Origin of the sequence: Actinomadura spongiicola (assembly GCF_003432485.1) — a bacterium.
Classification (GTDB): Bacteria; Actinomycetota; Actinomycetes; order Streptosporangiales; family Streptosporangiaceae; genus Spirillospora; species Spirillospora spongiicola.
This window is the reverse complement of sequence record NZ_QVNQ01000004.1, coordinates 528823-541272: the sequence shown is the minus strand read 5'-3', so window position 1 is coordinate 541272 and position 12450 is coordinate 528823. Positions and strand designations below refer to the sequence as shown.

11 protein-coding genes are annotated in these 12450 nt (G+C 72.3%); 1 reads left to right on the top strand and 10 read right to left on the bottom strand.

Going from position 1 to position 12450, the window contains the following annotated elements; translation table 11 throughout:
- Positions 1 to 49: 49 nt before the first annotated feature.
- The 5 genes from iolD to D0T12_RS15160 are packed head-to-tail and all read right to left on the bottom strand — an operon-like array spanning position 50 to position 5477.
- The gene (gene iolD / locus D0T12_RS15180) at positions 50 to 1894 is read right to left on the bottom strand and encodes a 3D-(3,5/4)-trihydroxycyclohexane-1,2-dione acylhydrolase (decyclizing) (protein ID WP_117400197.1); all 1845 of its coding nucleotides are present in this window, start codon (positions 1892 to 1894) and stop codon (positions 50 to 52) included.
- Positions 1891 to 2745 carry a 5-deoxy-glucuronate isomerase gene (gene iolB / locus D0T12_RS15175; protein ID WP_117400196.1) on the bottom strand — a complete coding sequence of 285 codons (855 nt, stop codon included), beginning with the start codon at positions 2743 to 2745 and terminating at the stop codon, positions 1891 to 1893. Before iolB ends, iolD begins: the two co-directional genes overlap by 4 nt.
- Before the next feature lie 14 nt (positions 2746 to 2759).
- A complete protein-coding gene (gene iolC, locus D0T12_RS15170) occupies positions 2760 to 3722 on the bottom strand; it encodes a 5-dehydro-2-deoxygluconokinase (protein WP_117400195.1) in 963 nt (320 codons plus the stop codon).
- The gene (locus D0T12_RS15165; RefSeq protein ID WP_233526072.1) at positions 3719 to 4600 is read right to left on the bottom strand and encodes a TIM barrel protein; all 882 of its coding nucleotides are present in this window, start codon (positions 4598 to 4600) and stop codon (positions 3719 to 3721) included. The genes iolC and D0T12_RS15165 overlap by 4 nt, the downstream gene beginning before the upstream one ends.
- 16 nt (positions 4601 to 4616) lie before the next feature.
- Positions 4617 to 5477: an inositol monophosphatase family protein gene (locus D0T12_RS15160; protein WP_117400194.1), complete on the bottom strand. Its 861-nt coding sequence runs from the start codon at positions 5475 to 5477 to the stop codon at positions 4617 to 4619.
- A gap of 114 nt (positions 5478 to 5591) precedes the next feature.
- Here D0T12_RS15160 and D0T12_RS15155 point away from each other — a divergent pair, with 114 nt between their 5' ends.
- Positions 5592 to 7394 (top strand): thiamine pyrophosphate-requiring protein, encoded by a 1803-nt coding sequence (locus D0T12_RS15155; RefSeq protein ID WP_117400193.1) that lies wholly within the window; start codon positions 5592 to 5594, stop codon positions 7392 to 7394.
- Positions 7395 to 7403: 9 nt separating this feature from the next.
- Here D0T12_RS15155 and D0T12_RS15150 read toward each other — a convergent pair whose 3' ends face one another.
- The 5 genes from D0T12_RS15150 to D0T12_RS15130 all read right to left on the bottom strand — a co-directional run bounded on the left by D0T12_RS15150 (position 7404) and on the right by D0T12_RS15130 (position 12396).
- Positions 7404 to 8006, bottom strand: coding sequence for an LOG family protein (locus tag D0T12_RS15150; RefSeq protein ID WP_233526071.1), 603 nt, complete (start codon positions 8004 to 8006; stop codon positions 7404 to 7406).
- A 20-nt stretch (positions 8007 to 8026) separates the two neighbouring features.
- Positions 8027 to 9682 carry an ABC transporter permease gene (locus D0T12_RS15145; RefSeq protein ID WP_117400192.1) on the bottom strand — a complete coding sequence of 552 codons (1656 nt, stop codon included), beginning with the start codon at positions 9680 to 9682 and terminating at the stop codon, positions 8027 to 8029.
- Positions 9679 to 10587, bottom strand: a complete 909-nt coding sequence (locus tag D0T12_RS15140; RefSeq protein ID WP_117400191.1) for an ABC transporter ATP-binding protein — start codon at positions 10585 to 10587, stop codon at positions 9679 to 9681. Before D0T12_RS15140 ends, D0T12_RS15145 begins: the two co-directional genes overlap by 4 nt.
- Positions 10584 to 11252: a TetR/AcrR family transcriptional regulator gene (locus D0T12_RS15135; RefSeq protein ID WP_117400451.1), complete on the bottom strand. Its 669-nt coding sequence runs from the start codon at positions 11250 to 11252 to the stop codon at positions 10584 to 10586. Before D0T12_RS15135 ends, D0T12_RS15140 begins: the two co-directional genes overlap by 4 nt.
- Positions 11253 to 11334: 82 nt before the next feature.
- Entirely contained in the window at positions 11335 to 12396 is a 1062-nt protein-coding gene (locus D0T12_RS15130) for a S1C family serine protease (RefSeq protein WP_233526070.1), read from the bottom strand.
- Positions 12397 to 12450 lie beyond the last annotated feature (54 nt).

The following is a 12450-nucleotide window of genomic DNA, read 5'->3' as shown; positions in this document are numbered from 1 at the left end:
CGGCACGGGCGGGGTGGCGAACCCCCAGGACAATCTTGTTTCGGACATGTCAGAGATGGTGACGCTGTGTGGTCTTGTCCGCTTCATAGCGGGCACGGGCACGCCAAGTGTCGTCGCGCGCCGACGTCTCGGCGACGGGGACGTCCCACCACGCTTCGCTGTCCGGCGCAGGGGCGTGCGGGTCGGTCTCGACGTGCACGACCGTCGTCCGGGAAGAGGCGATCGCCGTGCGGAGCGCGTCGCGGAAGCCGTCGGCGTCGCCCGCGCGGAGCACGTCGGTGCCGAGGCTGGCGGCGTTCGCGGCGAGGTCGACCGGGAGCGTGTCGCCGTCGAGCCCGGTGGCGGTGCGGGCCCGGTACCGGGTGCCGAACCGGGCCGCGCCGACCGATTCCGACAGGTTCCCGATCGAGGCGAACCCGTGGTTCTGGACGAGGACGACGACCAGCTTGATCCCTTCGGCGACGGCCGTGACCAACTCCTGCGCCATCATCAGGTACGAACCGTCCCCGACCAGGACGAACACCTCGCGGTCGGGCGCGGCCATCTTCACGCCGAGCCCGCCCGCGATCTCGTAGCCCATGCACGAGTAGCCGTACTCGACGTGGTAGCCCTTCGGATCGCGGGTTCGCCACAGTTTGTGCAGGTCGCCGGGCATGGAACCGGCGGCGCAGACCACCACGTCCCGGGCCCCGGACAGCTCGTTGACGATCCCGATGATCTCCGCCTGGGTCGGCGGCCCGCCGCGGAGTCGGCACGCGTCGTCGACGACGGTGTTCCATTCGGTCGTCAGCGCCCTGGTCTCGTCCCGGTAGGCGGGGGCGACGGCGTGGCCGCCGAGGGCCTTGTCGAGCCCGCCGAGGGCCTCCCTGGCGTCGGCGACGACGGCCGTCCCGCCGAGCTTCACCGCGTCGGGACGGGCGACGTTGATGTTCACGAACCGGACGTCCGGGTCGGCGAACAGGCTGCGGGACGCGGTCGTGAAGTCGCTGTACCGGGTCCCGACGCCGACGACGACGTCGGCGCGGCGGGCCAGCGCGTTGGCGGCGGTCGTGCCGGTGGCGCCGACCGCGCCGACCGCGCACTCGTGGTCCCAGGGCAGGGCGCCCTTCCCGGCCTGCGTCTCCGCGACGGGGATGCCGGTGCGCTCGGCGAACGCCCTCAACGCGTCGGTGGCACCGGAGTAGATGACGCCGCCGCCCGCCACGATCAGCGGGCGTCGCGCCGCCAGCAGGACGGCGGACGCCTCCTCCAGCGCGGCGGGTTCCGGCACCGGACGCGGGATCCGCCACACCCGGCGGGCGAACAGCTCCTCCGGCCAGTCGTACGCCTCGGCCTGCACGTCCTGCGGGAGGGCGAGGGTGACCGCGCCGGTCTCGGCCGGGTCGGTCAGCACCCGCATCGCGGCGAGCAGCGCGTCCGGCAGCTGCTCGGGCCGGTTGATGCGGTCCCAGTACTTCGAGACGGGCTTGAAGCAGTCGTTGACCGAAACGTCGTAGGAACGGGCGTCCTCCAACTCCTGCAACACCGGATTGGCGACGCGGGTCGCGAAGATGTCGCCCGGCAGGAGCAGCACGGGCAGCCGGTTGATCGTGGCCAGCGCCGCGCCGGTCACCATGTTGGTCGCGCCCGGCCCGATGGACGAGGTGCAGGCGAACGTGGCGGTCCGGTCGTTCATCCGCGCGTATCCGGCGGCGGTGTGCACCATCGCCTGCTCGTTACGCGCCATGTAGTACGGGACGTCGTCGTCCTCCAGCAGCGCTTGCCCGATTCCGGCGACGTTGCCGTGCCCGAAGATGCCGAAGCAGCCCGCGAAGAAGCGGCGTTCGTGGCCGTCCCGCTCGCTGTGCTGCGCCGCGAGGAAACGGACGACGGCCTGCCCGACCGTGAGCCTCATGTTCGTCCCTCCGACGAGGTCAGCGGCAGCCGCGGATCGACCGCCCGCCCCTCCCAGGTACCGCGGATCCAGGCGTGCGCCGGGTCGTCACAGATCCGCCAGGCCCGCTCCGCGCCCGGTCCCGCCATCACGTTCAGGTAGTACAGGTCATGTCCGGGCACCGCCATCGACGGGCCGTGCCAGCCGCTCGGAACCAACACCACGTCGCCCGTGCGGACCTCCGCCAGCACGTCGGGCCCGCCGTAGACCCGCTGGTAGCCCATCCCGGTCTCGCCCGCCACCTCGAAGTAGTAGATCTCCTCCAGCACCGACTCGCCGGGCCGGTCCTCGTCGTGCTTGTGCGGCGGGAACGACGACCAGCAGCCGCCCGGCGTCAGCACCTCGCACGCGATCAGCTTCTCGGCGAAGGGGAACGCCTCGGGCGTGCCGAAGTTGTTGACCTGGCGGCTCGCCGACCCGGCGCCGCGCAGCTCCACGGGAACGTCCCCGGCCGGGCCGTGGCGCGGTTCCAGGCGCGTCTCGCAGCGGGCCCCGGCCAGCGCGAACCGGCCCGTGCCCCGGACGGTGACCCGCGCGTCACGCGGGACGTACGCGAAGTCGCTGACCCGGCTGAAGACGCCGTCCCGGCCTTCGAGCTCGAAGGTCGTCCCGTCGCATTCGACCGCACACGACCCGGACAGGGGCAGCACGATCGTCTCGAACCCGCCCGTGTCGAACTCGTGCGCGCCGCCGTCCGGCAACTCCAGGACGCGGAGCGCCGCGTACCCCCATCCGGCCGACTCGGGCGTCACGACCAGCTCGTACGGGCCCTCGGCGGCGGTCCCCGCGGGCAGATGCAGTTCCTTGTTCACAGGACCTCCACTGGTCAGGGAGCGGTCTCGCCCATCAGCGCCTCGACCTCGTCGCCGTCCGGCATGGCCGCCGCGCACGCGAGACGGGACGCGACGATCGCGCCCGCCGCGTTCGCGAACCCCATGACACGCGGCAGGTCCCAGCCGGACAGCAGGCCGTGGCACAGGGCCCCGCCGAACGCGTCGCCCGCGCCGAGCCCGTTGACGACCTTCACCGGGACGGGCGGCGACTCCACCGTCTCGCCGCCGGAGTCGACGGCGAGGACCCCGTCCGGGCCGCGTTTGACGACGGCGAGCCGGACGCCCCGGTCGAGGAGCGCCCGCGCGGCCCGCAGCGGGTCGCTCTCACCGACCGCGACCTCGCATTCGGTGGTGTTCCCGACCGCGACCGTGGCGTGTTCGAGCGCCTCGCCCGCCGCGCGCCGCGCCTCCGCCGCCGACTCCCAGAACATGGGCCGGTGGTCGAGGTCGACGACGGTGACGTCGGCGCGGTGCCGCCAGGACAGCGCGGCGAGCGTCGCGCTCCTGGACGGCTCGGCGCACAGCCCGGTCATCGTCGTCCACAGCACGCGGGCCGTCTCGATCGCGGGCCGGTCCAGCTCCTCCGCCCTGATCTCCAGGTCGGGGGCCTTGGGGTGGCGGTAGAAGTACAGCGGGAAGTCGTCCGGCGGGAACAGCTCGCAGAACGTCACCGGGGTCGGGAGGTCGGGGACGTCGGCGACGAACCGGGCGTCCACCTCGTACTCGGCGAGCGCGCGGCGGACGAACCGGCCGAACGGGTCGGCGCCGGTGCGGGTGATCACGGCGGCGCGGCGGCCGTGCCGGGCGGCGGCGACCGCGACGTTGGTGGGGCTGCCGCCGAGGAACTTGCCGAACGTCTCCACCTCGTCCAGCCGGACGCCGGACTGGAGCGGATACAGGTCGACGCCGACACGGCCCATGGTGATGACGTCGAAGGGCTCCGCGCCGCCGGTCATGAGGCGATCCCGGCGAGGTAGTCGACGCAGGAGCGCACGTCCGTCAGCGGGCCTGCTCCAGGGGCGGGTTCGTGGTCGATGACGGTGTCCTGCTCCAGGACGTACCAACCGTCGTAACCGGCGTCCTCCAGGGAGCCGATGATGCCGGGAATGTCGATGTCGCCCGCGCCGAGCGGCCGGTAGACACCGGTGCGGACGGCGTCGGTGTAGGTCGTCCGGCCCGTGTGGACGTCGTCGGCGAGCGCGGCGTCCACGTCCTTGAGGTGGACGTGCGCGATCCGCGCGGAGGCGCGCACGGCCAGCTCGACGGGGTCGACGCCGCCGATGAGCAGGTGGCCGGTGTCCAGGCACAGCGGGATCGCGGAGCCGTCGAGGACGCGCTCCACCTCGGCCGACGTCTCCACCATCGTGCCGACGTGGGGGTGCAGCACCGCCCGGACGCCGGACTCGGCGGCGAGCGCGGCGATCCGGTCGAGGTTGGTGAGCAGCGCCGTCCAGCCCCCGGCGTCGAGGGGTGGGCGCCCGTCGTAGCCGTCGCGGCCGTGCACGGCGGCCAACACCAGCGTCAACGGGCTATTGCCACGTTCCATGGCAAATCCGGACAGAACTCTCCGCGCCTCGGGAAGCGGGTCGCACCCCGGATCGTGCAGCACGAGCGGCGCGAACCCGCCGACCGGACGGAGCCCGTACTCGTCCAGCACGGCTGCGCGCCCGGCGGCGTGCCGGGGCAGGAAGCCGTCCGGGCCGAACTCCGTGGCGGCCAGCCCGAGGTCGCGCATCTCCGCGAGCACCCGCCCGGGGGCCAGCTGATGCCCCCAGCCGGGCACCTCGCACACCCCCCACGAGATCGGCGCGCCCGCCATCCGGTCCTTGATCACCGACTCGCCTCCTCCCTCATCGAAGGGTGGTCGCCCCCGCCTCGTCGCCGCGAAGGTCCGCGACCTCGATCATGACCGAACCGGCCAGGTCGAACCCACCGACGGACGCCAGATAGCCGGGGGCGTCCCAGTCGTCGCCGCCTGGCCGTCCGCCGAGGGGCAGGTACGTTCCGCCCGCCTGCCGGACCAGCAGCAGCGCGGCCGCGACGTCCCAGGCGTTGATGGACGCGTCGTAGGCGACGTCCGTCCAGCCCGCCGCGACGTGCGCGAGGGTGAGCGCGGCGCTGCCCGGCTTGCGGACGTGGGCGAACGCGTCGGTCATCAGGCCGTACCGCCGCAGCACCTCGTCCCGGTCGCCGACGCGCAGGTCACGGGCGCTGGGGTAGGACGTGGCGACCACGGCCGTCGCGTCCCGGGTCGCGCCCCGGCTGTTGAGCGGCTCGCCGTTGCAGGTGGCGCCGTCCAGCGACGCGAGGAACATGTCCTCGCGGACCGGGTCGTACACGGCGCCCGCGACCAGTTCGCCGCCCGCGACGGCGGCGACCGACACGCAGAAGAACGGCAGGCCGACCGCGAAGTTCGCGGTTCCGTCGATGGGGTCCACGTACCAGCGGATCCCGTCGTCGGAGTCGGCCGGGCCGCCGCGCGTCCCGCCCTCCTCACCGACGACGACGCTGCCCGGGGAGTGCTCGGCGAGCACGCTCCGGATCGTCTCCTCCGCCGCGCGGTCGTGCTCGGTGACCGGGTCGTGGCGGTCCTTCTTCTCATCGACCTTGGGGCGGGAGCGGAACGCCGCGCGCAACCGCCCGCCGGGGGCGCGGGCCGCGAGTTCGGCGATCTCGGCGAGCTTCCGGGAGGCGGGCACGTCGACGTTCATTCGTCTCCTTCGAGTGGTGGCGAATCGGGCGCGCTCGTCTCGACGGTATCCGAGCGCCCGCGTTACACGTCTCCCGGCACGGGCAGGGGACGACCTACGACCGAGGAGGCAGCGATGGCACCACAAGTGGCCGACTACGTCCTTCGGCGGCTGACCGAGTGGGGCGTGGAGCGGGTCTTCGGCTATCCCGGGGACGGCATCAACGGGATGCTCGGCGCGTTCGACCGGGCGGAGGGGAAGCCGGAGTTCATCCAGACACGGCACGAGGAGATGGCCGCGTTCATGGCCGTCGGGCACGCCAAGTTCACCGGCGAGGTGGGCTGCTGCGTGGCGACGTCCGGGCCGGGCGCGATCCATCTGCTGAACGGCCTGTACGACGCGAAGCTCGACCACCAGCCCGTGGTCGCGATCATCGGGCAGCAGAAGCGGCTCGCGCAGGGCGCCCACTACCAGCAGGAGGTCGCGCTGGAGAACCTGTTCTCCGACGTGTCCGAGTACTGCCAGATCTGCTTGCACCCCGGTCAGGTCCGGCATGTCATCGACCGGGCGTTCAAGACGGCGCTGACCGCCCGCGGCGTCGCGACCATCATCATTCCGGAGGACGTCCAGGAGGCGGCCGCGGAGCCGTCGCCGCCGAAGGAGCACGGCGCGGTGTACTCCAGCGTGGGCTGGAGCCGCCCGCGCGTCCTGCCGAACCCGGAGGAGCTGCGCAAGGCCGCCGACATCCTCAACGAGGGGCAGCGGGTCGCGATGCTCGTCGGGCAGGGCGCGGCGAACGCGCGGACCGAACTGGTCGAGGCGGCGGACCTGCTCGGCGCGGGCATCGCCAAGGCCCTGCTCGGACGGGAGGTCGTGCCCGACACGCTGCCGTTCGTGACCGGCCCGATCGGGCTGCTCGGTTCGAAGGCCAGCGATGAGATGATCATGAACTGCGACACCCTGTTCATGATCGGCACCAGCTTCCCGTACGCCGAGTGGCTTCCGGACGAGGGCAGCTGCCGCGGCGTCGAGATCGACATCGACGGACGCATGATCGGCATCCGGTATCCGATGGACGCCCATGTCGTCGGCGACGCCAAGGAGACCCTCAGGGAACTGCTCCCGATGTTGCGGCGCAAGGAGGACCGGTCCTGGCGGGAGGAGATCGAGGAGAACGTCCGCGCCTGGAACAGCGTGCTGGAGAAGCGCGCCGGGCAGAGCTTCGACGGAAAGATCAACCCGCAGGCCGTGGCGCACGAGCTGTCGCCGCTGCTTCCGGACGGCGCCATCCTCACCGCCGACTCCGGGTCGGCCACCAACTGGTGGGCCCGCCACCTCAGGCTCCGCGACGGTATGCGGGCGTCGCTGTCCGGGACGCTCGCCACCATGGGACCCGGCGTCCCGTACGCGATCGCCGCGCGGTTCGCCTACCCGGACCGTCCGGTGATCTGCTTCGTCGGCGACGGCGCGTTCCAGATGAACGGCATGAACGAGATGCTCACCGTGAAGCGGTACGCCGAACGCATGGCGGGCGGCCCGCCGCTGATCTTCTGCGTGTTCAACAACCAGGACCTCAACCAGGTCACCTGGGAGCAGCGCGCGATGGGCGGCGACCCGAAGTACGAGGGCTCGCAGTCGATCCCCGACTTCCCGTACGCCGAGTTCGCTGAGATGTGCGGGCTGAGGGGCGTCTACTGCGACGAGCCGGAGCGGGTCACCGCGGCCTGGCAGGAGGCCCTGTCCAGCGACCGTCCGGTCGTGCTGGAGTTCGTGGTGGACAGTGAGATCGCCCCGATCCCGCCGCACATCATGTCGGACCAGGCCAAGAAGTCCCTCAAGGCGACCCTCAGGGACCCGCAGAAGCTCGGCATCGCCGCCCGCGGCTTCCGGCAGAAGCTCACCGAGATGTACGAGAACATGCCCGGCCGCAAGCACTGAACGGGCCGCTCACAGCTCCGCCTCGGCGTAGTCCTCCGGGGAGAAGCCGATGCGGGGCTGGGAGCGTTCCAGCAGGTCGAACGCCTCCGGGACGGACGCCGACCAGCCGATGGCGTCCCAGATCCCCGCCCGGGCGAAGCCCTGGTCGGTGAGGCCCCGCATGAGCTCCCGCAGCGGTTCGTAGACGCCGGTCGGATCGAGGATCACGATGGGTTTGCGGTGCATCGCGAGGACCCGGGCCGTCCACACCTCGAACAGCTCCTCCAGGGTGCCGATGCCGCCGGGCAGGATGAGGAACGCGTCGCTGCGGCGGTCCATCTCGCCCTTGCGTTCCCGCATGTCACCGGTGACGACCAGCTCGTCGCTGTCCTCGTCGGCGATCTCCACGCTGACGAGGGCCTCGGGGATGACGCCGACGGTGCGGGCGCCGCCCGCCCGCGCGGCGCGGGCGACGGCGCCCATGCACGACACCTTGGCGCCGCCGCTGACCAGGCTGTGCCCGCGCCGGGCGAGTTCGGCTCCGGCCTCGGCCGCGAGGTCGACGTACCGGCGGTCGATCGTCCCGCTGGAGGAGCAGAAGACGCAGACGGCCAAGGGCTTGGCGGTGTTCACCGGCCCATCCTACGGACCGGTCAGTGCGCGGACAGGTCTCTGCGCCGGAAGCCCACCATGCCGACGGCCGCGAGCGCGGCGGCGATGGCGGCGAGCCACAGCAGCGGCAGGACGGCGAAGTCCTGCCCGATCTTCGGGACGTGGGTGAACGGCGAGACGTCCAGCGCCCAGGGGGCCAGGTCGAGGCTCGGCCCGAACATCGTGATCAGCGCGAACAGGCCGACCGCCGCCCACGCGCCGCCCGCGGTGAACCGGGGCGTCAGCCCGAACAGCGCGAGCGCGATCGCCCCGACCAGCCACACCGCGGGCAGTTGCGCCATCGCCGCGCCGAACACGCGGGGCAGCTCTCCGCCGACGTCGCCGGTGTTCAGGCCGTGCGTCAGCCCGGCGGCGGCGCCGGTGACGGCCAGCGCGGCCGCGGATCCGAGCGCGGCGAACACCCCGTGGCTGGACGCCCACCGCAGCCGTCCGGTCGCCGTGGCGAGCAGCGGCTCGGCGCGCTGACCGGCCTCCTCGGTGCGCAGCCGTAGCGCCGCCGACACCGCGTAGGCCGCGACGATCAGGCCGACCGTGCTCATCACCGACGCGAAGTAGGCGTCGATGATCGCCGACTGGCCACCGTCCTCCAGCCCCCGCCCACCACCTTCAATCGACGAGCTACGCTCGGCACCCATCTTCGTGAAGATCTCCTTGAGCTCGGGGTTGTCGGCCACCATGTCCTCGACGCCGCCCGCGAGGGCGCCGTAGACGACGCCGAGCGCGGCGAACCCGGCGAGCCACCCGTACAGGGGACGGCTCTGCAACCGCCAGCCGAGGCCGAACGTCCCCGACAGCCATCCCGGGGCCGCGGGCGCCCCGAGCCGTGGCGGCAGGATTCCGGCGCCGACGTCCCGGCGGGCCGACAGGGCCCCGGCGGCGGTCACCAGGACGGCGACGAGCGCCACCACCAGCGCCAACGTCCACCAGCGCTCGTCGCCGAAGGCGCGCACCCGGTTGGTCCAGCCGAACGGCGACAGCCAGCCGAGCCACGACAGCGCGTTGCCCGCCCCGCCGACATCGGCGGCCATCCTGACCGCGAACGCGACGCCGACGGCGGCGATGGCGATCCCCCGGGCGGCGCCCGGGCCCTCGCCGAGCTGGGCGGTGACGCCCGCGACCGCCGCGAAGAGGCATCCGGCGGCGGCCAGTTGCAGGCCGAGGGCCAGCGACCCGGCGAGCGGGAGGCCCTGCGCGGTCAGCCCGGCGGCGAGCAGCGCGGCGAGCACGAGATTCGCGGTCATCGTCACCAGAAGCGCGGCGGCCAGGCCGGCGCCGCGGCCCGTCACCGTGGCGCCGAGCAGCTCGCGGCGGCCCGCCTCCTCCTCGGTCCGGGTGTGCCGGACGACCGTCAGCGCGCTGATGATCGCGACCACGACGGGGATGAAGCCGGAGCGCTGCGCGATGATGGCGCCGAGGCTCGTGTCGTACAGGGGCCCGTACAGTGCGAGGAACGTCGGGTTCGTCCCGGTCGTCCGCGCGTATTCCAGCCGGTCGGCCGCCTCCGGGTAGAGGCCGTCGGTGGCGCCGACGAACCCCATCGGGACGACGGCGAACAGGATCACCCAGAGGGGCAGCAGGTACCGGTCGCGGCGCAGGATCAGCCGGGCCAGCCCCCCGGTCCCGACCAGGCCCCTCATCGGGAGACCTCCTGAAGTTCGTCCTGGTAGTGCCGCAGGAACAGTTCCTCCAGCGTCGGCGGACGGCTCGTCAGGCTTCGCACGCCGACCTCGGTGAGCTGCTTGAGGACCTCGTCGAGCCGGGGGGTGTCCACCTCGAACCTGATGGTGGTGCCGTCGATGTGGACGTCGTGGGCGCCGGGCAGCGGGAGGCCGTCCGGCGGGGCCGCGAGTTCGGCGTGGATGGAGGTCCGGGTCAGGTGTCGCAGCTCGTCCAGGGTGCCGGACTCCACCGCGACGCCGTTCCGGATGATCGTCACCCGGTCGCACAGCGCCTCGACCTCGGACAGGATGTGGCTGGACAGCAGGACCGTCCGCCCGTTCTGCCGTTCCTCGCGGACGCAGTCCTGGAACACCTCCTCCATGAGCGGGTCCAGGCCGGAGGTCGGCTCGTCCAGCAGCAGCAGTTCGGCGTCGGACGCCAGCGCCGCGATGAGCCCGACCTTCTGCCGGTTGCCCTTGGAGTAGGCGCGGCCCTTCTTGCGCGGGTCCAGCTCGAACAGGTCGAGCAGCTCGGCCCTGCGGCGCGGGTTCGTCCCGCCGCGCATCCGGCCGAGCAGGTCGATGACCTCGCCGCCGGTCAGGTTCGGCCACAGCGTGACGTCGCCGGGGACGTAGGCGAGGCGGCGGTGCAGGTCCGTCGCGTCCCGCCAGGGGTCGCCGCCGAGAAGCCGGGCCGTGCCCGCGTCCGCGCGCAGCAGGCCGAGCAGGATTCTGATGGTGGTCGACTTTCCCGCGCCGTTCGGGCCCAGGAAGCCGTGCACCTCTCCACGCCGGACGGTCAGGTCGAGGCCGTCCAGCGCGCGGGTCCGGCCGAAGGTCTTGACCAGGCCGGAGATCTCGATGGGGGGCGTGTTCTCGGTCACCGCTTCTCCTCGTTCGGGGGTTGCCCGCCCGCGGCGAGCATCTGTTTCAGACCGGCCCGCGCCTGGGCGACCAGCTCCGGCGCCATCAGCCGGTCGTCGTAGACGTCGATCATCGCCAGCGCCATCCGGGCGTAGCCCTCGCTGGTCAGGACGTCGACGCCCAGTGCCCTGGACATGTGGTGGTGCAGGACGTACAGGCCGAGACTCATCCCGGTCATGACGGTCGCGTAGGCGTGCACGTCGTCGGTGGTGGGGCGGGACACCCCGGGCCTGCCGGTCTCCAGGACCTCCTCGCTGTAGACGACCATCTCGTCGAACAGCACGGCCGCGGCGTCCGAACCGTCGGTCATCGCGCGGGTGAGGTAGCGCTGGATGGGCAGGGCCGTCCGCACGGCGATCGCCATGAAGCCGGGGCTGGCCATTCCGCCGCGCAGCGCGTCGTCCTTGACCCGGCGGATGGACTCGATGGTGTACCGGTCGCACGCCTCGCGGAGCGCCTCCTTGGTGCCGTAGTGGTGCTGCACCAGCGCGGGAGAGACACCGGCGGCCTTCGCGATGCCCCGGATCGTCGCGCCCTTCACCCCGTGTTCGGCGAACTCCAGAAGCGCGGCGTCCCTGATCCGGGCCTTCGCGGTCAGATCCTCGGCCCGTTCCCCGCCCGACATGCCGTTCACCGCCTGTACATCAGTTCAGCGAGCTGTACAGATGTACACTGTACCCCTGTACAGGCGACCGCGTACAGGTGGGTCAGGGGCCTCCGGGAAGTTCGCTGAGCGTGACCTGGACCCGGCGTTTCGTCCCGTCCGGCTTCTGGATCTCGACCTGCACCGTGTTGCCGGGTCTGAGGGTCGCGAGCACAGACGACAGCGCCGACTGATCAGGCGTGGGCGTTCCGTTCACCGACAGGATCAGGTCGCCCTCCTCGATGCCCGCCTTCGCCGCGCCGCCGCCCCGCTGGACCTCCACGACCGCGACCGCGGACCGCTGACCGCCCTGCGAGTCGACGATCGTGCGGACCACCACGCCCAGCGCCGCCCGCCCCGAGTCCGACACCCGCCCCGACGCGATGAGCTGCGGCACGATCCGCTTGACCGTGTTGCTCGGCGTCGCGAAGCCGATGCCCGCCGCCGGGCCGCCGATCGACGGGTCCGAGGCGGTCGCGGTGGGCACGCCGATGACCTGGCCGTTCAGCGTGACCAGGGCGCCGCCGCTGTTGCCCGGGTTGATCGCCGCGCTCGTCTGGATGGCGTCGGCGATCGTCGACCCCTGGAACTCGCCCTCACCCTGCGACGACACCGTCCGGTGCAGCGCGGAGACGATCCCGTTCGTCACGCTCCCGGCGAGGCCCAGCGGATTGCCCATCGCCAGGACGATCTGCCCCACCTCGGCCTTGCCGGAGTCACCCCACGACGCGGGCTTCAGGGAGGCGCCGTCCACCTTGACCACGGCCAGGTCGTCCGCCGCGAACGCGCCCACCAGGTCGGCGTTCCACGGCGAGCCGCCGCTGGAGGACGCCACCTGGATCCGGTTCGCACCGGCGACCACGTGCGCGTTGGTGACGACATGGCCCTGGGCGTCGTAGACGACCCCCGACCCCTCCCCCTGGTCGGTCTGGATCTTCACGACCGACGGCAACACGACGTCCACGACCCTCTCGTACTGCCGCTGAAGATCCGCCGCCGAACCGCTCACCGGAGCGGACGTCCGCGCCTGCGTCGAACCCCCGGCGTTCTCGTCGCCGCCGCTGCATCCCGCGAGGACCAGCGCCCCCGCCGCGACCACCGCGCACGTACTGAGTTTCCTGTTCACGCTCCCACCTCCCAGGCGGATTCCTTCCCGCCTCCCGGAGATCAGGCCTGGAAA

Bases quoted from the DNA above. Each gene is read 5' to 3' on its own strand.
- D0T12_RS15155 (WP_117400193.1), top strand. From the start codon at position 5,592: ATGGCACCACAAGTGGCCGACTACGTCCTTCGGCGGCTGACCGAGTGG.
- D0T12_RS15135 (WP_117400451.1), bottom strand. From the start codon at position 11,252: ATGTCGGGCGGGGAACGGGCCGAGGATCTGACCGCGAAGGCCCGGATC.
- iolD (WP_117400197.1), bottom strand. From the start codon at position 1,894: ATGAGGCTCACGGTCGGGCAGGCCGTCGTCCGTTTCCTCGCGGCGCAG.
- D0T12_RS15145 (WP_117400192.1), bottom strand. From the start codon at position 9,682: ATGAGGGGCCTGGTCGGGACCGGGGGGCTGGCCCGGCTGATCCTGCGC.
- iolC (WP_117400195.1), bottom strand. From the start codon at position 3,722: ATGACCGGCGGCGCGGAGCCCTTCGACGTCATCACCATGGGCCGTGTC.
- D0T12_RS15160 (WP_117400194.1), bottom strand. From the start codon at position 5,477: ATGAACGTCGACGTGCCCGCCTCCCGGAAGCTCGCCGAGATCGCCGAA.